Below are 21,318 nucleotides of genomic sequence, written 5' to 3'. Positions count from 1 at the left end.
GTCATGTCCCGCAACACACTGAACACGCTTAAGGATTTCAACATTGCCGGCAAAAAGGGAAAGTTCTACTCCCTGCCTGCGCTGGAAAAGAGCTTGGGCATCAACGTCTCCCGCCTGCCGGTATCGATCCGCGTGGTGCTGGAGTCCGTTCTGCGCAACTGCGACGGCAAAAAGGTCACTGAAGAACACGTGAAACAGCTGGCCGGCTGGAGCGCCACCGCCGAGCGCACCGACGAGATTCCATTCGTGGTGGCCCGCGTGGTGCTGCAGGACTTCACCGGCGTGCCGCTGCTGGCCGACCTGGCCGCCATGCGCAACGTGGCCTCCAAGATGGGCGTGAACCCGAAAAAGATCGAGCCGCTGGTGCCGGTCGACCTGGTGGTGGACCACTCGGTCACCATCGACCACTTCCGCGAGCCGAAAGCGCTGGACCTGAACATGAAGCTGGAATTCTCGCGCAACAACGAGCGCTACCAGTTCATGAAATGGGGCATGCAGGCCTTCGACACCTTCGGCGTGGTGCCGCCCGGCTTCGGCATCGTGCACCAGGTGAACCTGGAGTACTTGGCGCGCGGCGTGCACAAGGCCGCCGACGGCGTGTACTACCCTGACACCCTGGTGGGCACCGACTCGCACACCACCATGATCAACGGCATCGGCGTGGTGGGCTGGGGCGTGGGCGGCATCGAGGCGGAAGCCGGCATGCTGGGCCAGCCGGTCTACTTCCTGACCCCGGACGTGATCGGCGTGAACCTGACCGGCGCGCTGCGCGAAGGCTGCACCGCGACCGACCTGGTGCTGACCATCACCGAACTGCTGCGCAAGGAAAAAGTGGTGGGCAAGTTCGTCGAGTTCTTCGGCGAAGGCACCGAGACGCTGTCGCTGACCGACCGCGCCACCATCGCCAACATGGCCCCGGAATACGGCGCCACGATGGGCTTCTTCCCGGTCGACGACGCCACCATCGACTACTTCAAGGGCACCGGCCGCACCAAGGCCGAGATCGACGCCTTCGAAGCCTACTTCAAGGCCCAGAACCTGTTCGGCGTGCCGAAAGCGGGCGAAATCGACTACACCCGCGTGGTGGCGCTGGACCTGACCAGCGTGACGCCATCCCTGGCCGGCCCCAAGCGTCCGCAGGACCGCATCGAGATCGGCAACGTGAAGAACAACTTCACCGAACTGTTCTCGAAACCGACCACCGAAAACGGCTTCAACAAGAACCCGGCCGACCTGACCTGCGAATACACCACGTCGAACGGCGTCAAGGTGCATAACGGTGACGTGCTGATCGCCGCCATCACCTCCTGCACCAACACCTCGAACCCGTCGGTGCTGCTGGCCGCCGGCCTGCTGGCCAAGAAGGCCGTGGAAGCCGGCCTGACCGTGGCGCCGCACATCAAGACCTCGCTGGCCCCCGGCTCGCGCGTGGTGACCGAGTACCTGACCGCCGCCGGCCTGCTGCCCTACCTGGAACAGCTGGGCTTCGGCGTCACCGCCTACGGCTGCACCACCTGCATCGGCAACGCCGGCGACCTGACCCCGGAACTGAACGCAGCCATCGCCACCCACGACATCGTGGCCTCGGCCGTGCTGTCGGGCAACCGCAACTTCGAAGCGCGCATCCACCCGAACATCCGCTCCAACTTCCTGGCTTCGCCGCCGCTGGTGGTGGCCTACGCCATCGCCGGCAACATGACGCGCGACCTGATGACCGAGCCGGTCGGCAAGGGCAAGGACGGCAAGGACGTGTACCTGGGCGACATCTGGCCGACCTCGCAGGAAATCGGCAAGCTGATGAAGTTCGCCATGAATTCGAAGGTATTCAAGGACAACTACGCCGACGTCAAGGGCGCGCCCGGCAAGCTGTGGGAAGCCGTGTCGAGCACCGAAGGCCAGGTGTACAACTGGCCTGACTCGACCTACATCGCCGAGCCGCCGTTCTTCGACGGCTTCGAGATGACCCCGAAAGCGGCCGCCGCCGGCATCACCGGCGCGCGCGCGCTGGGCGTGTTCGGCGACTCGATCACCACCGACCACATCTCCCCGGCCGGTTCGATCAAGGAAGACGGTCCGGCCGGCAAATGGCTGAAGGACAACGGCGTGCTGAAAGCCGACTTCAACTCCTACGGCTCGCGCCGCGGCAACCACGAGATCATGATGCGCGGCACCTTCGCCAACGTGCGCATCAAGAACAAGATGATCCCTGCCAAGGCGGACGGCTCGGCGGTGGAAGGCGGCATCACCATCCACCAGCCGTCGGGCGAACAGCTGTCGATCTACGACGCGGCCATGAAGTACGTGGCCGAAGGCACCCCGACCATGATCTTCGGCGGCGAAGAATACGGCACCGGTTCCTCGCGCGACTGGGCCGCCAAGGGCACCCAGCTGCTGGGCGTGAAGGCCGTGATCACCCGCTCGTTCGAGCGCATCCACCGCTCCAACCTGGTGGGCATGGGCGTGCTGCCGCTGCAGTTCATCGGCAGCGACAGCGTGGAATCGCTGGGCATCACCGGCAAGGAGGTGTATGACCTGAAGGGCCTGGAAGGCGAGATCAAGCCTCAGCAACTGGCCACCCTGGTGATCCACCGCGCCGACGGTTCGTCGCAGGAAGTCAAAGTGCTGCTGCGCATCGACACCCCGATCGAAGTGGACTACTACAAGCACGGCGGCATCCTGCCGTTCGTCCTGCGCCAGCTGCTGGCCGCGTAACACGTCTTTGCGACACCAAAAACGCCGGATTCGTCCGGCGTTTTTTATTAGGCCCGCCTCCCCGGCCCGAATCCACTACAATACGGATAACAGAACTTTCCAGAGACTAGTACAGCGCTATGCGTCGCCCATCCAAAGAATCGCCACACAAACTCACTGCCGACAGCCAGCGCCTCGTCACCCTAGCCCAGGCCGTCGGCCAGGCCGCCAGCCGCCTCGAAGAGCGCAGCTGGGAGCACAGCCTGGACGCGCAGCTGCAGAAGCTGCTCAAGAGCGGCCACCAGGACACCATCGACGCCGCCTTGAACGGGCTGTTCCGTGAAGACTTGAACGCCTACGACGTGCTGATGGACGGCGTGGAAGCGGTCAGCGAGTCCAGCACCATCACCGTGGAAGCCGACGGAACCAGCACCCAGTACGACGTGCTGCTGGTGGCCGCGCCCATCCTGGCCTGGACCCGTTTCGCCATCGCCTCCGGGGCTATCCCGGCCGACGTGCTGAACACCCTGTCGGCGCATTTCTCGGCCCACCTGCTGGCCGACGGCACCCACATGGCCATGGCCTCGATGCTGTACTCCATCGACCAGCTGCCGCGCAGCCACGCCGAGGCCTACAGCAAGACCCACAAGCTGGCGCAGGCCGCGCTGAAGGGCGTGGCATTCAAATCGGAAGCCAAGGCGCCGGACACCGCGCCCTTCCTGGCCGACACGCGCTACCTGCTGGTGGCCGTGGTGGCGCCGCACGGCGGCCCGATGTTCCGCTGGCAGATGCCGGCGCTGCAGTCGAACTTCGCCGAAGAGCGCAAGGCCGCGCTGGAGCAATGGCGCATCCAGGCGCTGCCGACCGTGAACCGGCTGCTGCCGGGCTGCGGCGTGGAGCTGCTGCTGCCGGAAGCCTACTACATGGCCTGCCGCGAGGCGGACAAGCTGATCCGCCCGGTGTCGATCCGCGCGGCGGTGCACTACCTGACGCACACGCTGTCGGTCGAGCCGTCCGAGCTGCGCGCCGTGATCGCCGGCTTCGGCGAGGAAGCGGCCGACGGCCAGATCGACGAATACCGCGTCGCCTTCACCCCGCGCCAGAGCGCGGACGTGGTGTACGGCGTGGTGTGGCCGCTGTACGGCCAGGAGGACGAGGAAGGCACGCCGCCGGAAGGCCCGATCTCGGGCAGCATCGCCGAGCTGCTCAAGCCGCGCACGCCGGTGGAAGAGATTGTCGAGCACCTGAATGCGCTGGGCGTGACGCAGGTGAAGAAGCTGGGCGAGCGCTACGTGTCCGAGTACTGCGACGACTGCGGCGCGCCGCTGTTCGCCGACCCGACCGGCGAGCTGGTGCACGCCGAGATGCCGGAGGACACCCCGGCGGGCAACGAGCACTTCCACTAAGCATGCCCTACGAAAAAGCCCTCGCAAGAGGGCTTTATTTTTGCGGCTGAGGCTGGGGCCGCTGTTCCGGCGGCGCGGCCGGCACATAGATGACTATGGGCTGCTGAACCTGCTGCCCGCCCTGCGCGGCCGGCGGCGTAGCCGGTTTCAATGTATTCGTTATTCCCACGAACAACCCGCCAAAACCAATAAACAGGCCGATCACCGTTGCCAGCGTCCAGCGCGCGAAGTCAGCACGCAAGGCCTCAACGTCGGCCTTGGTCGCCAAGGTCGGCAATATCGCGTCGATGCGCGCGGCGAACGCTTTCCAGTCGTTTTCCATCCCTCCAGTTTAGGATGGAAAACGGCGCTTACCAAGCGGAGTACGGGTGCTTGATGAGGTTGGAGTTGAGGTAGCGCATATCGTGCGTCACTTCTTCCCCTGCCCAGTCCGGCTTGTCGAAGGGCTGGTCTTCGGACGGCAGCTCGATTTCGGCCACCACCAGCCCGGCGTTCACGCCGAGGAACTCGTCCACTTCCCACACGAAGCCCGCGTACGGAATGCGGCGGCGGTATTTTTCAATGATGGGCTGCTCGCACAGCTTCTCAAGAAACTCCTGCGCGTCCGCCATCGGGATCTCGTACTCCCACTCGCCCCGGCTGGCGCCCACGTTCTTGCCCTTGATGGTCATCACCGCGCGCTCGCCTTCGATGCGCACGCGCACCACGCGCTGCGCGTGCGAGGACAGGTAGCCCTGGCGCAGCAGCACGGGTTCGCCCTGATGCATCCAGGCGTCGCTGGTTACCAGGAACTTGCGTTCGATCTCGACGCCCATGATCAGTCGTCCAGCGACAGCAGGATGGGCTGCAGGATGGCGCGGCCCAGCGCGGCGCTGCGGGCGCCGTTCCAGCCCACGTAGGCGTCCGGCAGGTCGGCGTTGTCCTTGAACGGCATTTCCAGGGTCAGCGCCAGGCACTGGAAGTGGTGCCCGATGTACTTGGAGGCCAGGGTCAGCATGTCTTCCTTGTATTTGCTGGCGGCGTAGCCGTAGGTGTCCTGGAAGTCCGGGCTGGCGTTCTTGTAGCGCTCGATGAAGGCCTTCTGCGACGCGGCCTGTTCGGGCGTGAAGTTTTCCAGCATCTCGTTGCCGGCCACGAAGTTGTACGGCAGCGCCTCGTCGCCGTGGATGTCGAAGAACATGTCGACGCCGGTTTCGTGGATCTTGTTCTTCACGCACAGCACTTCCGGCGAGCGCTCCAGCGACGGCGTCATCCACTCGCGGTTCAGGTTGGCGCCGGCCGCGTTGGTGCGCAGGTTGCCGCGCACCGAGCCGTCCGGGTTCATGTTCGGCACGATGTAGAAGCAGCAGCGCTGCAGCAGCTTGCGCGAAATCGGATTGGCGTCGTCCAGCAGCGCATCGACCAGGCCTTCGACGAACCATTCGGCCATCGATTCACCCGGGTGCTGGCGCGCGATGACCCACACCTTCTTCTCCGCTTCCGGCGCGCCGATGACGACCAGGTTCATGTCGCGGCCGTCCACCGTGCTGCCCAGGTCCAGCACGCGCGCGGCCGGGTTCTCGGCCACTTCGCCCAGCAGGCGCAGGTGGCGTTCCCACGAATACGGCTCGAAGTAGGCGTAGTAGACGCTGTCCAGGTCCGGGGTGTGCTTGATGGTCATCACCTCGCCGTCGAAGGAGGTCGGCACGCGGAACCAGTTTTCGCTGTCGTAGCTGGCCACGGCGTTGTAGCCCTCGTAGCCCTTGGCGTAGGTGGCCTGGCCTGCGTTCAGGAAGCGCATGGTCACGGCCTGGCCGCGCGCGCCCTGCAGGCGGAAGTGGAACCACTGGCGGATGTCGGCCGCGTTGTCGTCGCGCAGGTTCAGTTCTATGGTGGCGGCGCTGTCGGCGCGCACCACGTCGATGGCGCCGGAGTCGAAGTTCTGGCTGATTTTGATGGTCATGGCGGTCCCGTGTAGATAGATCCAAGACCGCCATTTTAACCGCACCGGGGCCGGGGCGCAGCGGCCCCGTCCCTCCCTTTAGTCCACGTTGCGCCCGCGCGCCTTCAGGGCCGCGCGCACGCCTGCGCCGTAGGCCGGGTCGGCCTTGTCGAAATGCCCCAGCTGGCGCTGGATGATCTCGTCGCTGACCTGGCTCATGGGACCGGCCAGGTTGTCGAACAGGTTCTGCCGCTCCTGCGCCGGCATCAGGCGGAACAGGTTGCCGGCCTGGGTGTAGTCGTCCTCGTGTCCGCGGCCGTCGTAGCGCGCCGCCGCGCCCTGCAGCGCCAGCTCCGGTTCGCCGTTGCCCAGCCCCTTGCCATGGATGCCGCCCGCCTCCACCGCCGCGTAGTTCTGCGCCGAGCCGCCATTGCTGATGGCCATGGCGCCGTCGCGCTGCTGGTTGTGGAAGGGGCAGCGCGGCGCGTTCACCGGCAGGTGTTGGTGGTTGGTGCCCACGCGGTACAGCTGCGCGTCGTGGTAGGCGAACAGGCGCGCCTGCAGCATCTTGTCCGGCGAGTAGCCCAGGCCCGGCACCACGTTCGACGGCGACAGCGCGGCCTGCTCCACCTCGGCGTGGTAGTTGACCGGGTTGCGGTTCAACTCGAACACGCCCACCGGCTGCAACGGGAAATCGCCGTGCGGCCAGACCTTTGTCAGGTCGAACGGATTCCAGCCGGTGCGCTCGCCCCACGCCGCCAGTTCGGCGTCGGTGGCGACCTGGATCTTCACGTCCCACTGCGGGAACTCGCCGGCCGCGATGGCGCCGAACAGGTCGCGCTGCGCGTAGTCCGGGTCCGTGCCGGCGATGCGGGTGGCCTCGGCCGCGCCCAGATTCTTGATGCCCTGGCGCGTCTTGAAGTGCCACTTCACGTACACGCGCTCGCCCGCCTGGTTGATCAGGCTATAGGTATGGCTGCCGAAGCCGTCCATGTGGCGGTAGCCGTCGGGCGTTCCGCGGTCCGAGAACAGCATGGTCACCTGGTGCAGGCTTTCCGGCGCCTTGCTCCAGAAGTCGAACATCATGGTGGGCGATTTCAGGTTGGTCTGCGGGTCGCGCTTCTGGGTGTGGATGAAGTCCGGGAACTTGATGCCGTCCTTGATGAAGAACATGGGGGTGTTGTTGCCCACCAGGTCCCAGTTGCCTTCCTCGGTGTAGAAGCGCACCGCGAAGCCGCGCGGATCGCGCTCGGTGTCGGCGCTGCCCTTTTCGCCGCCCACGGTGGAGAAGCGCACGAAGGTCTCGGTCTGCTTGCCGATGGCCGAGAACAGCTTGGCCTTGGTATAGCGGCTGATGTCGTGCGTGACGGTGAAGGTGCCGTAGGCGCCGGAACCCTTGGCGTGCACCACGCGCTCTGGAATGCGCTCGCGGTTGAAGTGCTGCAGCTTCTCGATCAGGTGGAAATCCTGCAGCAGTACCGGGCCGCGCGGACCGGCGGTGATGGAGTTCTGGTTGTCGGCGACGGGGATGCCGGACGCGGTCGTGATTGGTGGCTGCTGGCTCATTGCTTGCTCCTCAAGAATGTTATTCGGTGTGAATTCATTCTAGAGAAGCCAACAACATTTACAAAGACAATTGATTTTATCGATTCAATAGCTTTCAGCAATCATGGTGCTTTGTTCGCGGTAGCGCGCGTGCCAGCTGTAGGCTTTTTCCAGCACGTGCGGGGTCTGCCCGCCGCGCAGCAGCGCTTCCTCCAGGTAGGCGCGCAATGGCGGGCGGTAGTCCGGGTGGGCGCAGCGCTCGATAATCAGGGGCGCGCGCTCGCGCGGCGCCAGGCCGCGCAGGTCGGCCAGGCCCCACTCGGTGACCAGCACGTCCACGTCGTGCTCGGTGTGGTCGACGTGCGGCGCCATCGGCACCACGCTGGAGATGGCGCCATCCTTGGCCACGGATTTGCTGACGAAGAAGGACAGCTGGCCATTGCGGGCAAAGTCGCCCGAGCCGCCGATGCCGTTCATCATGTGGGTGCCGCCCACGTGGGTGGAGTTCACGTTGCCGTAGATGTCGAACTCCAGCGCCGTATTCAGGGCAATCACGCCCAGGCGCTTGACCAGCTCCGGGTGGTTGCTGATCTCCTGCGGGCGCAGCACGATGCGGTCGCGGTAGCGCTCGATATCGCGCAGGAAGCGTTCGTGCATGGCTGCCGACAGGGTGATCGACGAGGCGGACGCCATGGCCAGCTGGCCCGAGTCCAGCAGCTCGATCGCGCTGTCCTGCAGCACTTCCGAGTACATGGACAGGTTGCGGAAGGAGGAGCCGGTGAGGCCGTGCAGCACGGCGTTGGCGATGGTGCCGATGCCCGCCTGCAGCGGCAGCAGCTCCGGCCCCATGCGCCCCGCCGCCACTTCGGCCTCCAGGAAGGCGATGATGTGGCCGGCGATGGCCTGGGTTTCCGCGTCCGGCGGCAGCACGTTGGAGGGGCTGTCCGGGCTGTCGGTGATGACGATGGCGGCGATGCGCGCCGGATCGATATTGATGGTGGAATCACCGATGCGCTGGCCGGTGCGCGTGAGCGGAATCGGCTCGCGGCCCGGGCGCTGCGCGGGCAGATAGATGTCGTGCAAGCCTTCCAGCGCCAGCGGCGCGCTCAGGTTGATTTCGATGATGACCTGCGCGGCCTGTTCGGCGAAGCTGGCCGAGTTCCCGACCGACATGGTGGGCACGATGCCGGCGGCATCGCCCTGCCGCGTGATGGCCACCGCCTCGATGACCGCGATGTCCACCGGCTTCAGGCTGCCGCCGCGCAGTTGCTCGGCGGTTTCGGACAGGTGCTGGTCGATGAACATCACCTCGCCGCCGTTGATCTTCCTGCGCAGCGCGGCGTCGGACTGGAACGGCATGCGGCGCGCCACCACGCCGGCGTTGGCCATCAGGCCGTCGCTGTCGCTGCCCAGCGAGGCGCCGGTGATCAGCGTGAGCGCCAGCGGCTCGCTGCGGGCGCGCTCCACCAGCGCCAGCGGCAGCGCCTTGGCGTCGCCGGCGCGGGTAAAGCCGCTCATGCCGACGGTCATGCCGCTGCGGAACAGCCGCGCGGCATCGGCCGCCGTCATTATCTTGTCCATCAGTACCGGCAGGCGGATACGGTCTTCATGCATGATGTGCTCCAGATCATTTATGGTTTTGGTGGGACCAGTATAGAATCTGGCATTCATGCATTGCATGACTTAAATTCTTCAATTCCAGTCGAGAAATTCATGGACATCCGCTCGCTGCGCTACTTCATCGAAACCGCCCGCCTGAGCAGCTTCACGCAAGCCGCCGAGGCGCTGCACGTCACCCAGTCGACCATCAGCAAGATGGTGCGCCAGCTGGAGGACGAAGTCGGCGCGCCGCTGCTGGTGCGCGACGGCCGCCGGCTGACGCTGACCGACACCGGCGCCGTGGTCTACGCGCGCGGCGAGGAAATGCTGGCCACCTTGCGCCAGCTGCAGCTGGAAGTGCGCGACACGCAGGCGCGCCAGCGCGGCACGCTGGCGATCGGCATTCCGCCCATGATCAACCTGCTGTTCACGCCGGTGCTGAAAGCATTCCGCGAGCGCCATCCCGGCATTGCGCTCGCGCTCAGCGAGGACACCGGCCAGGCCATCGAACGGCAGGTGGCGGCGGGCGAACTGGAGCTCGGCATGACGGTGCTGCCGGCCGACGCCACGCTGGCCCTGCAGGCCGAGCCCATCGCCAGCTATCCGCTGTACGCGCTGGCGGCCGCCGGCACCTTCCAGCGCAGCCGCCGCACGCTGCGGCTGAAGGAACTGGCCGCGCTGCCGCTGGTGCTGCTGAAGGACGATTTCGCCCTGACGCGCGCGCTGCGCAACGCCTTCGCGCAGGCCGGCATCAGCCCCGCTATCGCGGCGCAAAGCGGACAGTGGGACTGGCTGGTGGAAATGGCCTCGGTCGGCATCGGCGTGGCGCTGGTGCCGGAACCCTTCGTGCACCGGCTGGCCGGCGAGCGCCTGCACGCGGTGCGCATCGTGGAGCCGGCGCTGGCATGGGACGTGGCCCACGTGTGGAACGGCCGCTACCTGTCGCACGCGGCGCGCGCGTGGCTGGAAGTGTGCCGCGATGTGCTGGGCCTTAAAAGTCCTCGTGGATCGCCACGCCTTCGATAGGATCGACCACGCTGTCCCGGCACTTGGCGCCGCCCAGCATGTGAGACGCGTCCCTTACTTGCAGTTCAATTCCAGCGAACGCCCGGCGCCCAGCGGCATGGCTTGCTGTGCGGATTTGACAAACTGCCTATCCAGCTCCAAGTGGCGGCCGCCAGCGCTGGCTTCGGTTTCCGCTTGGGGTCGCGGCGTCGGCCGTACATGGACATCGCCATTGGCTGCAACGGGCGCCGCGACTCGGCGGCGCTGGGCCGGCGCGGCCTCGAGCGGCTGGCCGGTCAGCGAGGCGTCCAAGGCCGTCAGGAAGCGGCGAGTGAAGCTCATGATCTCCGTTCCAAACTTCTCTCCCGTGGCAATCTTGATCTTGTATTGGGTCCCGTCGAAGAAGCGCAGCAGATAATGCACCTGGAAGCCATCGCTGGAGATGCCGATGGCTGTGATGTCGTCAAACTGCTTGCGCACCTTGCTCCAGCGCCCATCCTGGACAAACAGCATGACAAAGCCATCCGCCAGCAGGCCAAACGACAGCAGATCGTTGACGGTGTTCTGGCGCTGGGTGGCATCAAAATTCTGGTAGGCGCCGTACACCTTTTCCTGGCCAAGCAAACCGGACTCCCTCAGGGTGCGGACCGCGACATAATCCACGTCTCCATGGACCGCTTTCGACGTGCTGCCGTGCAGGCCGATAGCCATCACCACGAAGGCTGAGATGCCGAATTTGACGGGCCCCTCCAAGGAGCCTGCCGTGGTGAAGCCATCGTAGATCGCATAGATCATGCATGCCAGCCCCCCCCAGATGGCAGCCCCGTAATACCACGCGATGCCCTGATCGCTCATGCGCCAGACCTTGAAGGTCTTGCCAGGACGATAGGCCGCCGGCTTAATCAGCCGAAAGCTCAACCAGCCGCTGGCGCCAGCGAAAGCCAGAACTCCGAGAAGGATCAAGTAACGCTCCACGGTTGCGTCATCGTGCGATGCGGTCAGAAGGACGTAGGCTATCACAACGAAAAACAGAGTGCCGGCGTGGATGGCTAACTCGGCTATCTTGCCGTATTGAACGGAAGGCGCCAGCAGGGCGTCGATGGACGGTCTTGGCCGCTGCTTGGCAGCTGTGACTGGTGAGGTTTCCAGCATGGATTTTCCTTGATGGTCGAATCAAAAATCGAGGATGCGTCCGCCGCTGACGCTAGCGGCCGATTGCGCTGCAGTGACCGGCGTGTCGCGCAGCGATGCGCTGACGGCGTTCTCGCCGGCCCAGCCGCGCAGCCGCGCGATATCGTTCTTGCGCATCTGCGCCATGGGCACGATGCGTTTGATGGATTGTTCGAAGTCAGCCATGGACAAGTCGGCCGCCGCATCGCCTGCAGCGCGACGGCGGAATGCTTCGAGCATGGCCTCCTGCACCCAGGCCTGCAGTTCCGCGCCGGACAGGCGATAGTCTTCGCCCAGGTTATGCTCGCCAGACAAGCGGGCCAGCTCGCGCATGTCGAAGCGCGCCGGGTCACGTTTGCAATTGCTGATCTGGATCTCCAGGATGGCGATGCGCTCCGCTTCGCCCGGCAGGTCAACGAAAAAGATTTCGTCGAAGCGCCCCTTGCGCAGCAACTCCGGCGGCAGACTGCTGATGTCATTAGCAGTGGCAAACACGAAAACCGGCGCCGATTTTTCCTGCATCCAGGTCAGGATGGTGCCAAACACCCGCACCGCCGTGCCGCTGTCGCCACCGCCGCCGCTGGCGCCCGCCAAGCCCTTCTCAATCTCATCGATCCACAGTACCGCCGGCGCCACCGCCTCGGCAGTCGCCAGCGCGGTGCGGATGTTGGCTTCGGAAGACCCGACCAGACCTTGGAACACCTTGCCCATGTCCAGCTTGAGCAGCGGCAGGTTCCAGGCAGAGGCGACGCACTTGGCTGTCAGCGATTTGCCGCAGCCGGGCACGCCCGTCAGCAGCACGCCCTTGGGTGCGGACAGCCCGAATTCCTTGGCAGCTGTGCTGAACAGCAGGCCGCGCATGCTCAACCAGCGCTTCAGGGTTTCCAGCCCGCCCACCTGGTCCAGCGCCAGCTGGGCGGCGTCGATGTAGTCGAGTACGCCACTCTTACGTATCGCCTGCTGCTTTTCGCGCAGCAGCAGGCGCACATCGCCGGCGTCCAGCTTGAGGTCTTCCACCAGCGCCTTGGAGAGGCAGTTTTCCAGCTCCGACAAGGTCAGGCCGAGCGCCGCCTCGGTCAGCAAGTCCAGCGTATCGGGCGATACGTCGATGGCAATGCGCGGGTTGCCGCGGTGCTGGTCGATGAAGCCGGCAATCGCACTGCGCATCAGTGCGCGGTCCGGCAGCGGAAAGTCGAGCAGGGTGATTTCCTTTTGCAGCTCGGGCGGCAATTCGGTGGAGTAGCCGACCAAGATACAGTTGGCGCGGTAGCCTTGGGTGCGGATGCTGGCGGCGAACTCGCGCAAGCGGCGCCGGTACAGGGGATTGCTATTCCCTTGCAGCAGAGCGTGCGCGTCCAGGAAGACGAACAATTGCGGCTCTTTGCTGCGGGCGCGTTCCTCGCAGAAATCGAGCGCGGCCTTCAGGTCGGTACATTTGTCGGCCACCACCGTGCCGTTCTTTGTTACGCCGGTGGCGGCACTCCACACGTACAGTTCATGGTTCAGCTCTTTGGCAACTGCGGCGACCATGGCCAGCGCGCGCTGCTCCTCATGGGTTGCCAGTTGAAGCAGCGAGTAGCGGGCGCGCAGGAAGTTGCGGAATTCGTCGGTAAAGGTGGTCATGGGATCCTAGCGGAGGGGGAAGCCAGTCAACGTCGCCGCGTTGCCGTGCACAAGGAATTCAATGCCGCGCCGGGGCAACAACTCCTCCGGCTGGATACGGCCAGTGCGTATCATGAGTTCTTTGCCCTGATAAGGATGGGGCTTACTGTGGTCGTAGCGCCCCATCAGGGCGGCGTCGCAGCGCAGCAGCACGGCGCGCCGGAGTGCGGCCTTGCGGCACTCGGCCAGCGTGTAGCCGGTGTAGAGAAGCACATCTTTGTCCGGCGAGAGGGCCGCGAGCAGCGCTCCCACTGCTTCGGCCTGCTGCAGAGGTTCGCCGCCGCTCAGCGTGAGACCGCGCGCAGGCAAGGCGTTGATCATTTGCGCCAGCTGTAGCGGATCACGCTCGCGGCCCGGCTTCTCGTGGGTGCCGGGATTGAAGCAGCCGACACAGCCAAGCGTGCAGCCTTGCAGCCAAAGCACTGCGCGCTCGCCAGGGCCATTGCCGCGTGAGGAGGCTTGAAATGAATGCACCAGGAGCGGTTTCATGACAGGCGCAGCACCTGCACGGTTTGCTCATCAAGGACTTGCGTATATTCGGCTTTCCAGGTCGTCTGCAGTTCAGCGTGCGACGACGAGATCAGGTTTTCCAGTTCAGCCGTGAGATCGGTGCACGCTGTGCCTTGCACACCGGAGACTTCCTCCTCGACAGTGCGCCCATCCAGAAGCGACACGCGGACTGAGCCGCTGTAGTCGACTCCGAATTCCAGCGTCAACGTGGCGCCGTCGGCAACCACGCGGGCCGGCTGGCCGGTATTCCGCAGGCGCCGACACTGCCGGTCCAGCGCTTCAGCGACATAAGCATGACGGAACTCGCGCTCCATGCAGCGGATGCGCTGTTCATCGGCTTGCGTGAGGCCACCTTCTTTTTCCAACAGCAGTTCGAAGCCATCTCCGGTCTTGACCATGAAGTACTGGTAAGGCCCACTGCCGGCGACTATCGCGCGGTAGACATTCTCTCCGGTATAGCCCAGTGGGGCGAGGTAGCGCTTTGCAAACTCGCTGCTGTATTCAATGACCGCATCCGTCGCCGGCTCCAGATTCAGGCGGTAGAAGGTGGCAACGGCCAGCTCTTCGTCAGCGTAAGAAAAGTCGAATCTGGTGCAATGCGACATTATTTCCTCTGTGAACTAAAACCCAGAGTGTCGCTTAAAATGTACTGAAAAGCAATTTTTTGCTCTCAGAGCATAGATTTTAGAATGCCAGGATGTGCTGGGCCTTAAAAGTCCTCGTGGATCGCCACGCCTTCGATAGGATCGACCACGCTGTCCCATGGCTTGGCCGCCAGCGCGCGCCGGGTGTCCTCGTAGCCGGCCTTCCAGCGGTGGTGGATGCCGCCGGCGGTGAAGTCGATGTCCTTGGTGTGGTCCTCGCTGTCCAGGCGCGGCGCCTTCAGCATCACGATGTGCATGCGGCTGCCGCAGCCCCAGCTGGACAGCTCGCGCGCTTCCGGGCTGCGCCGCACCTCGGCCGGCAGCTGCAGGGTAAGCTGGCGTATCACGTGCCGCAGGCGGTGCATGCGGCGCTGCTGCTCGATGTTGGCGACGCGGCTGGCGTACTGGATCTCCTTGTGCTTTTCCAGCACATCGAGCACGCTTTGCGGCTCCTTGCCGTCCGGGTTCCACACCTGCACCGAGAAGATCACCGAGTCGAGCCGGGGCTCGTCGTCCAGCACCGCTTCGATCGGCGTGTTCGAATAGATGCCGCCGTCCCAGTAAGGCTCGCCGTCGATGCGCACAGCCGGAAACGCGGGCGGGATCGCGCCGGAGGCCATCACGTGCTCCACGCACAGCGCCTCGTTCTTGCTGTCGAAGTAGCGCATCTCGCCGCTGCGCGCGTTCACCGCGCCCACCGTGAAGCGGGTGCCGTTGCTGTTCAGGTAGTCGAAATCGACCAGCATGCTTAACGTCTTGTGCAGCGGGCCGGTGCGGTAGAAGGACGCGTTTTCCACGCCCACCTTGGCGTTCGGATTCCACCACGTGGCCGGATTCAGCGCGAAAAAGGCCGGTATGCCCTGCGACATGGTGAGCGCATTGGCGAACTCGCGCGGCATGCCGGGATACAGGGCCGAGTGCTGCTCCATCATGGCCCAGAACTGGCGCAGCCGCTCCACGCGGCGCGCCGGCGGATTGCCGGCGATGATGGCGCCGTTGAGCGCGCCGATGGAGGTGCCGATCACCCAGTCCGGCTCAATGCCCGCTTCGTTCATGGCCTGGTACACGCCCAGCTGGTAGGCGCCCAGCGCGCCGCCGCCTTGCAGTACTAGCACAACTTGTCCCGGCATTGCCGCTGCGTTGGGTTTCACTTGCTCTCCGTGTGAGGGGGTATAAGCTGATTGTACCCAATGTCTACCGAACGCTGGTTCGCGGCGGAAATCGCTATCATTGCACTGCACAAAAAACAGGAGCCGCCATGCACACGCAACAGCCCCAGCGCAGCAACCAGACCCTGGCGCGCCACGTCGACGAAGGCCTGACCATCGACAGCCGCATCGGAGCCGCCAACGCCTGGGCCTACATGCTGCACAAGGCCGTCCCGGCCGGGGTGATCACGCGCGTCCTTGCCTACCCGGAACAGCGTCGGCGCGGGTGATCAGGAAACTTTTGCATCGCAGCAGAAACATTGTATATTTGCAATTATTAATCAAGCGACATGCCGGCTAATTTCGTGCTAAGGTGAGTTCAGATACGCAATCGCTCTGGGAGTCACCATGCACACTGTATTGAAGAAAACCCTGCTTGCGCTACTGCTGGCAGGGGCCGCTACCGGCACCGCACGCGCTGCGGATATTTTGTACCAGGCCGGCAACAAGGCCATGCTGCCGCCGCTGCCTGGCGAAGCGAACTACCTCAACGAAGCGGACCTGATCAGCCTGGCCAACGCGGCGCCTGCCGCCAGCGCCGCGCAAGCGCAGCTCGTCCCCGTCAGTCCCATTCCCGAACCGCCCGTGTACATCATGCTGCTGATCGGCGTGGGCCTGGTCAGCCTGGTGGCGCGGCGGTCGATGCCGCCGCCAAAATTCAGTACGGAGACATAAGCTTCCCGGCCGGCCCCGCCCTGCCCCGGCTCGCCCCATTTCGTTCGATCCAGCGAGCACTTTCCTCTAATCTGGCTTCCGTCATGAACTGCCGGAGACGGTCAGATGAAAAGAAGAACCTTGCTGAAACTGGCGGCGCTGCCGCTGGCCCTGTCCACGCTGCGCCCTGCGCTCGCCAGCGTGATCGCCCCGCAAACCGGCCTGCGCGCCCGCGTCCGCCCCGGCGATCCGGGCTGGCCGTCGGCGTCCAGCTGGGCCGGCTTGCGCCGGAGCGTGACGGGCAAGCTGACCAAGCTTGAACCCTTCTTTGCCGGCTGCCAGGCTGCAAAGACCAGCCCGGCATGCACCACCGCGCTGGCCCGCCTGGCCAACACATTCGAGATCGGCGACCAGCCTGCCCTGACACAGACCAGCGGCTGGATCGACGCATGGACCTCGCAGCCCAGCGCCTATGCGCTGGCCGCCGAAAACACGGCCGACGTGGCGGCCGCCATCAACTTCGCCCGCACGCACAAGCTGCGCCTGGTGGTCAAAGGCGGCGGCCACAGCTACCAGGGCACCTCCGGCGCGCCCGATTCGCTGCTGGTATGGACGCGCCGCATGAACGAGGTGCGCCTGCACGACGCCTTCGTGGCGCAGGGCTGCGCGGATGCGCCGCAGCCGGCCGTCAGCATGGGCGCCGGCGCCATGTGGATCGACGCCTACGACGCCGTCACCACGCGCGGCGGGCGCTACGTGCAGGGCGGCGGCTGCACCACGGTGGGCGTGGCCGGGCTGGTGCAAAGCGGCGGCTTCAGCAATTTCTCCAAGAACTACGGCACGGCGGCGGCCGGGCTGCTGGAAGCGGAAGTGGTCACCGCCGACGGCCAGGTGCGCATCGCCAACGCCTGCACCAATCCGGACCTGTTCTGGGCGCTCAAGGGCGGGGGCGGCGGCAGCGTGGCCGTGATCACGCGGCTGACCTTGCGCACGCGCGAACTGCCGGCCACGTTCGGCGCGGTCTTCTTCAAGGTCAAAGCCGCCTCGGAGCAGGCCTACCGCGACCTGATCGCCCGCCTGGTCGCCTTCTATGCCAGCGCGCTGTTCAATCCGCACTGGGGCGAGCAGATCTCCTTCAACGCCGACTCGGTCGACGTCTCGCTGGTGTTCCAGGGACTCAGCCAGCAGCAGGCCGATGACCTCTGGGCGCCGCTGCTCGAGTGGCTGCGCGCGCGGCCCGGGTACGTTTTCGAAAAACCCTACCAGTCGCTCGCCCTGCCCGCCCGGCACTTCTGGGACGCGGACTTCTTCCGGAAGAATGCGCCCGGCTTCATGGTGCCCGACCGGCGGCCCGGCGCGCCGGCCCACCACGCGCTGTGGAAAGGCGACCTGGAGCAAGCGGGCTGGTACATCCACGGCTACAAGTCCGCGTGGATGCCCGCTTCGCTGCTGCAGGCGGACCGGCAGGCCGCGCTGGCGGACGCCATCTTCCGCGGCAGCCGCCTGTGGCAGCTGGGCTTCCACTTCAACAAAGGCCTGGCCGGCGCGCCTGCCGCCGAAGTCGAAGCGGCGCGCCACACCGCCATGAACCCCGCCGCGCTGGACGCTTTCGCGCTGCTCATCGTCGCCGGCGGCGAGGGGCCGCAATTCCCCGGCATGCCGGGCAGCGGCCCGGACCAGGCGCACGCAAGAAACCGCGCCCGCCGGATCGGCAAGGCCATGGACGAGATGCTGAAAGTGGCGCCTGGCGCAGGCGCCTACGTGTCCGAAAGCGATTATTTCCAGTCCAACTGGCAGAGCGCCTTCTGGGGCAGCAACTACCAGCGGCTGGCGCAGGTAAAGCAGAAATACGATCCGCAAGGCCTGTTCTTCGTCCACCACGGCGTGGGCAGCGAGCGCTGGAGCGGCGACGGCTTCACGCCGGCCTAAGGCGTGGCGCCTGCATGGCGGCTTGCAGCGGTCAAGATGAGGTCATAATTTCTCGCTATCATCTGGCACAGAAGCAGCCGCTCCGCTGGTCGGAGGTATATTCATGTGACTGTGGGGAATTCATGCAACGACCGGATCAGATCAGCACTGCGCGCATCATCGCACAGGGCGTTGCCATTGACGCCGAAAAGGGGACCGCGCATGCCTGGGTCTTCCTGCTTTTTCACGGGGTACCCAGGCACGTCGCCGCCCAGGTGCTGGCCGAATCGGGGCGCCGACGCGCCGCCGGGCCGGGAGGCCTAAGCCATGCCGATACCTGTTGCCTCGGCGCGCGGCTTGGACCGGCGTTCCGGATACGGAAGAGCGGCGACTTGACCCAAGTCGGCACAGGCGGCGGTCAATTCTAGGACCGCCAGCGGTTCGCTCCACGGCAAGTCCGCCGCCGGCGTCAAACGCCCGTCATATTTGACCGTTATGATACAAGCCGGTTCAGCAACCGAACCACAATCCAGCGCCATCCGATGGCAGCTCTACCGGCGCCGGCGGTCGGGAAACATACCGGCACCAATTCCTGTCCGGGCTCGCGAGCAAGGGCACCGGCACTGAGGGCTTGCATGAAATTCAGGTGTACTTACAAATACTGTGGCCGGGTTCTACCGCTGGCGGCCATTGCGCCCGAGCAGACTGCGGACGGCTGGCGCTTTGCCTGTCCCGTGTGCGCCCACCAGTCGCCGATATTGAACATGGCCGCCCCATGCCACCCTCCCCTGTTCGTGGAGCCGGATGAAGCCGAACCGCCGCCAGGCTTCAGCATCGTCTCGCCTTAGGCCGTAGCCGGCGGCAGCCGCCATGCGTTGCCCGAGCGGCCTCGCAACGCACCGTACCCAAGCGCAAGAGCATCCGCGCCCCCTCCAGGTGTATAGTCGGCAGATGGAGGACAACAATGGAAACCGAACTGAAACTGACGCTAAGCCCCGCCGACTCGGAACGCATGCGGTCGCATCCCGTGCTGGCTGCACATGCCACGGCCGGGCCGACAGAGCATGAGCATACGGACATCTATTACGACACGCCGGAACATCAGCTGTGGCAGCACGGCGCGACGCTGAGGGTACGCTCGACAGCGGACAGCTTTATCCAGACCGTCAAAACGGTCGACAGGCATGCCACCGCGCTGCACCGGCGCGGCGAATGGGAGTGCGAGCTGCCTGATGGCCGAGTCCAGCCTGCCATGCTGGCGCGCCAGATCAAGGACGCCAAACTGGCCCAGCTGCTGTCGTCCCCGGAAATTCTCCACCGCCTAGAACCCATGTTCTCCGGCACCACGCGGCGCACCACGTGGCAGCTTCGCCTGCCTGGCGGCGAAGAGGTCGAGTGCGCCATCGACGCCGGCGATTTTCGCGGCGGCGAACGCCATGCCCGCATCTCCGAACTGGAGCTGGAATTGAAGGACGGCGCGCCGGAGAAGCTGTTCGACTTTGCGCTCGCCCTGCACCGCGAGATTCCATTGGAGCTGGCCAATGACAGCAAGGCCGCGCGCGGCTATGCGCTGCTCGGCTCCCCCGGCCCCTCGGCCGCCAAGGCCAGGCCGGTCAAGCTGGGAAAAAAAACCGCGACGGAGGACGCGCTCCGGCGCATCAGCGTGAACTGCCTGGAACAGATGGAAGCGAACATCGCGGGCGTGCTGGCCAAGGATGTGGAAAGCCTGCACCAGATGCGCGTCGGCCTGCGCCGCCTGCGCGCGCTGCTGAACATGTTCGAACCGCTGATACTGGCGCCGCAGGATATCAGCGAAGGCCTGGACTGGCTGGCCGGCGAGCTGGGCGCCACCCGGGACTGGGACGTGCTGTCCAGCGACACCATAGACCGCATCGACGGCGCCGACATGCCGGCCTTGCGCGATGCCGCCCGCGTGAAAGCCGCCAAACTGCATGGGGCGATGGTGCAGACGCTGCACATGCCGCGCTTCACGGAACTCATGCTCAGGCTGAACAGCTGGATACGCGGGCACGAATGGCGCGATCACGCCACCCCTGCCGGCCACGCCGCCATGGGCAAACGCGCTATCCGCAGCGCCATGCCGCTGTTGCGCAAGGCGGAAAGGCGGCTGCGCAAGCGTATCGCGGCGCTGGCGCCGCAGGATCCGGCGGCACTGCACCGGGTGCGCATTGCCGCCAAGAAGGCACGCTACGGCGCCGAATTCTTCCGCGACCTGCTCGACGGGAAAAGAACGGCACGCTATGTCGATCGCCTGTCCGGGCTGCAAGACCGGCTCGGCTTGCTGAACGACCTGGCCGTGGCCGACAGGCTGCTGCCGGAGCTCCAGCACGGCCACGGCCAGCTGGCGCGCGAGGCCGCGTTCACGCACGGCTACCTGTCGGCGGAAGCGAAGCACGGCATCGATCGGCTGGGCCCGCCGCTGAAAGCGGTGGCGAAGCTGCGCCTGATCAAATAAAGGCGGCGGTCCGGTGCAGCAGTCCCATGCTGCCATCCCACAGCAGCTTGAGCGCCGTGACCACCAGCAGGCCGTAGCAAATGCGGTAGAGCTGCTCCTGGTTCAGGCGTCCGTGCAATTTCCAGCCGCCCCAGACGCCGAACAGCGCTGCGGGCAAACAGATGGCCATCAGCCTCCATGAGCCGTCGGACATGTCTCCGACGGCAAGCCAGGGGCCGGCCTTCAGCAGATTGCCGATGGTGAAAAACAGGCTGGTGGTGCCCGCGTAGACTTCCTTCGACAATCCCAGCGGCAGCAGATACATCGCCAGCGGCGGCCCGCCGGAATGGGCAACCATGGTGGTGACACCGGACGCGGCGCCGGCCAGCAGCCCCTTGCCCCTGGAGCGCGGACGCGCCACTGCGGTACTCCTCCCCCGCCACCACAGGAACGCGAACAGCAGCGTAGTGACCGCCATCAGGATTTCGACCACATGCCGGTCCAGGTATTCCAGCAGGAAGTAGCCGCTGCCAATGCCAACCACCAGCCCCGGGACCAGCAAGGCGAGGTCAGGCCTGGACCAGGTGTGCGGACGCCAGAAGCGCAAAGCGTAGAGGTCCATGGCAACGAACAGCGGGGCCAGCAAGCCGCCCGCCTTGATGGGGTCCATCACCAAGGCAAGCAGCGGTATGCCGATAATCGCAAAGCCGCCGCCGAACGCTCCCTTCATGAATCCGATGGCCATGACGGCCGCCATGGAAACGCTAACCACCTGTAGGCTCAATTGCATGATGTTGTGATACGGCGAGACTAAAAGTTAAATTTTAGTCGTAAAACGGCCCGTAGAATCCCTTGCCGCCGTAATTGATAAATTCACACAAAGCGCGCTGGCCGCAGTCAAATCAAATGCTTAGCGCAGCGTCATTCGCTTGAAACGAGG

At 65.1% G+C, this 21,318-nt stretch carries 19 protein-coding genes; 8 read left to right on the top strand and 11 right to left on the bottom strand.

Annotated elements, in window-relative coordinates:
• Positions 1-3: 3 nt before the first annotated feature.
• Both acnA and AC56DV_RS19210 read left to right on the top strand, forming a co-directional pair.
• Complete coding sequence (gene acnA, locus AC56DV_RS19215) at positions 4-2,712, top strand: aconitate hydratase AcnA (RefSeq protein ID WP_496315845.1); 2,709 nt, start codon at positions 4-6, stop codon at positions 2,710-2,712.
• 119 nt (positions 2,713-2,831) lie between these two features.
• Positions 2,832-4,097, top strand: coding sequence for a DUF2863 family protein (locus AC56DV_RS19210; RefSeq protein WP_496315844.1), 1,266 nt, complete (start codon positions 2,832-2,834; stop codon positions 4,095-4,097).
• A gap of 34 nt (positions 4,098-4,131) precedes the next feature.
• On the opposite strand, the gene AC56DV_RS19205 is transcribed toward AC56DV_RS19210, so the two are convergent.
• From AC56DV_RS19205 to scpC, 5 genes are all read right to left on the bottom strand, one after another.
• The gene (locus AC56DV_RS19205; RefSeq protein ID WP_496315843.1) at positions 4,132-4,419 is read right to left on the bottom strand and encodes a hypothetical protein; all 288 of its coding nucleotides are present in this window, start codon (positions 4,417-4,419) and stop codon (positions 4,132-4,134) included.
• A 28-nt stretch (positions 4,420-4,447) separates the two neighbouring features.
• The gene (locus tag AC56DV_RS19200) at positions 4,448-4,912 is read right to left on the bottom strand and encodes a CYTH domain-containing protein (RefSeq protein WP_496315842.1); all 465 of its coding nucleotides are present in this window, start codon (positions 4,910-4,912) and stop codon (positions 4,448-4,450) included.
• Between the two features lie 2 nt (positions 4,913-4,914).
• Entirely contained in the window at positions 4,915-6,039 is a 1,125-nt protein-coding gene (locus AC56DV_RS19195; RefSeq protein ID WP_496315841.1) for a M14 family metallopeptidase, read from the bottom strand.
• A gap of 78 nt (positions 6,040-6,117) precedes the next feature.
• Positions 6,118-7,584 carry a catalase gene (locus tag AC56DV_RS19190; protein WP_496315840.1) on the bottom strand — a complete coding sequence of 489 codons (1,467 nt, stop codon included), beginning with the start codon at positions 7,582-7,584 and terminating at the stop codon, positions 6,118-6,120.
• Between the two features lie 84 nt (positions 7,585-7,668).
• On the bottom strand, positions 7,669-9,177 hold the full coding sequence (scpC, locus tag AC56DV_RS19185; RefSeq protein ID WP_496315839.1) for a succinyl-CoA:acetate CoA-transferase ScpC: 1,509 nt from the start codon (positions 9,175-9,177) through the stop codon (positions 7,669-7,671).
• A 99-nt stretch (positions 9,178-9,276) separates the two neighbouring features.
• Here scpC and AC56DV_RS19180 point away from each other — a divergent pair, with 99 nt between their 5' ends.
• Positions 9,277-10,188, top strand: a complete 912-nt coding sequence (locus tag AC56DV_RS19180; protein ID WP_496315838.1) for a LysR family transcriptional regulator — start codon at positions 9,277-9,279, stop codon at positions 10,186-10,188.
• Between the two features lie 54 nt (positions 10,189-10,242).
• On the opposite strand, the gene AC56DV_RS19175 is transcribed toward AC56DV_RS19180, so the two are convergent.
• The 5 genes from AC56DV_RS19175 to AC56DV_RS19155 all read right to left on the bottom strand — a co-directional run bounded on the left by AC56DV_RS19175 (position 10,243) and on the right by AC56DV_RS19155 (position 15,283).
• Positions 10,243-11,319, bottom strand: a complete 1,077-nt coding sequence (locus tag AC56DV_RS19175; RefSeq protein WP_496315837.1) for a hypothetical protein — start codon at positions 11,317-11,319, stop codon at positions 10,243-10,245.
• Positions 11,320-11,340: 21 nt separating this feature from the next.
• The gene (locus AC56DV_RS19170; protein WP_496315836.1) at positions 11,341-12,960 is read right to left on the bottom strand and encodes a Ycf46 family AAA ATPase; all 1,620 of its coding nucleotides are present in this window, start codon (positions 12,958-12,960) and stop codon (positions 11,341-11,343) included.
• A gap of 6 nt (positions 12,961-12,966) precedes the next feature.
• Positions 12,967-13,488, bottom strand: a complete 522-nt coding sequence (locus tag AC56DV_RS19165; RefSeq protein ID WP_496315835.1) for a 4Fe-4S single cluster domain-containing protein — start codon at positions 13,486-13,488, stop codon at positions 12,967-12,969.
• Positions 13,485-14,114, bottom strand: coding sequence for a DUF2997 domain-containing protein (locus tag AC56DV_RS19160; protein ID WP_496315834.1), 630 nt, complete (start codon positions 14,112-14,114; stop codon positions 13,485-13,487). The genes AC56DV_RS19165 and AC56DV_RS19160 overlap by 4 nt, the downstream gene beginning before the upstream one ends.
• 104 nt (positions 14,115-14,218) lie before the next feature.
• Positions 14,219-15,283, bottom strand: a complete 1,065-nt coding sequence (locus AC56DV_RS19155) for a patatin-like phospholipase family protein (RefSeq protein ID WP_496316424.1) — start codon at positions 15,281-15,283, stop codon at positions 14,219-14,221.
• Between the two features lie 128 nt (positions 15,284-15,411).
• Here AC56DV_RS19155 and AC56DV_RS19150 point away from each other — a divergent pair, with 128 nt between their 5' ends.
• The 5 genes from AC56DV_RS19150 to AC56DV_RS19130 all read left to right on the top strand — a co-directional run bounded on the left by AC56DV_RS19150 (position 15,412) and on the right by AC56DV_RS19130 (position 20,399).
• A complete protein-coding gene (locus tag AC56DV_RS19150) occupies positions 15,412-15,591 on the top strand; it encodes a hypothetical protein (RefSeq protein WP_496315833.1) in 180 nt (59 codons plus the stop codon).
• A gap of 118 nt (positions 15,592-15,709) precedes the next feature.
• Positions 15,710-16,036, top strand: a complete 327-nt coding sequence (locus AC56DV_RS19145) for a PEP-CTERM sorting domain-containing protein (protein WP_496315832.1) — start codon at positions 15,710-15,712, stop codon at positions 16,034-16,036.
• Positions 16,037-16,141: 105 nt separating this feature from the next.
• Entirely contained in the window at positions 16,142-17,944 is a 1,803-nt protein-coding gene (locus AC56DV_RS19140) for an FAD-binding oxidoreductase (RefSeq protein ID WP_496315831.1), read from the top strand.
• Between the two features lie 122 nt (positions 17,945-18,066).
• Positions 18,067-18,351, top strand: coding sequence for a hypothetical protein (locus tag AC56DV_RS19135; protein WP_496315830.1), 285 nt, complete (start codon positions 18,067-18,069; stop codon positions 18,349-18,351).
• A gap of 536 nt (positions 18,352-18,887) precedes the next feature.
• The gene (locus AC56DV_RS19130; RefSeq protein ID WP_496315829.1) at positions 18,888-20,399 is read left to right on the top strand and encodes a CYTH and CHAD domain-containing protein; all 1,512 of its coding nucleotides are present in this window, start codon (positions 18,888-18,890) and stop codon (positions 20,397-20,399) included.
• Here the strand turns inward: AC56DV_RS19130 and AC56DV_RS19125 are convergent.
• Positions 20,392-21,123, bottom strand: coding sequence for a sulfite exporter TauE/SafE family protein (locus AC56DV_RS19125; protein WP_496315828.1), 732 nt, complete (start codon positions 21,121-21,123; stop codon positions 20,392-20,394). The genes AC56DV_RS19130 and AC56DV_RS19125 overlap by 8 nt on opposite strands.
• Between the last annotated feature and the right edge of the window lie 195 nt (positions 21,124-21,318).

It is taken from the genome of Massilia sp. BGA-UO-ETr-WB1 (assembly GCF_059567845.1).
This window is presented reverse-complemented; position numbering and strand designations above follow the sequence as displayed.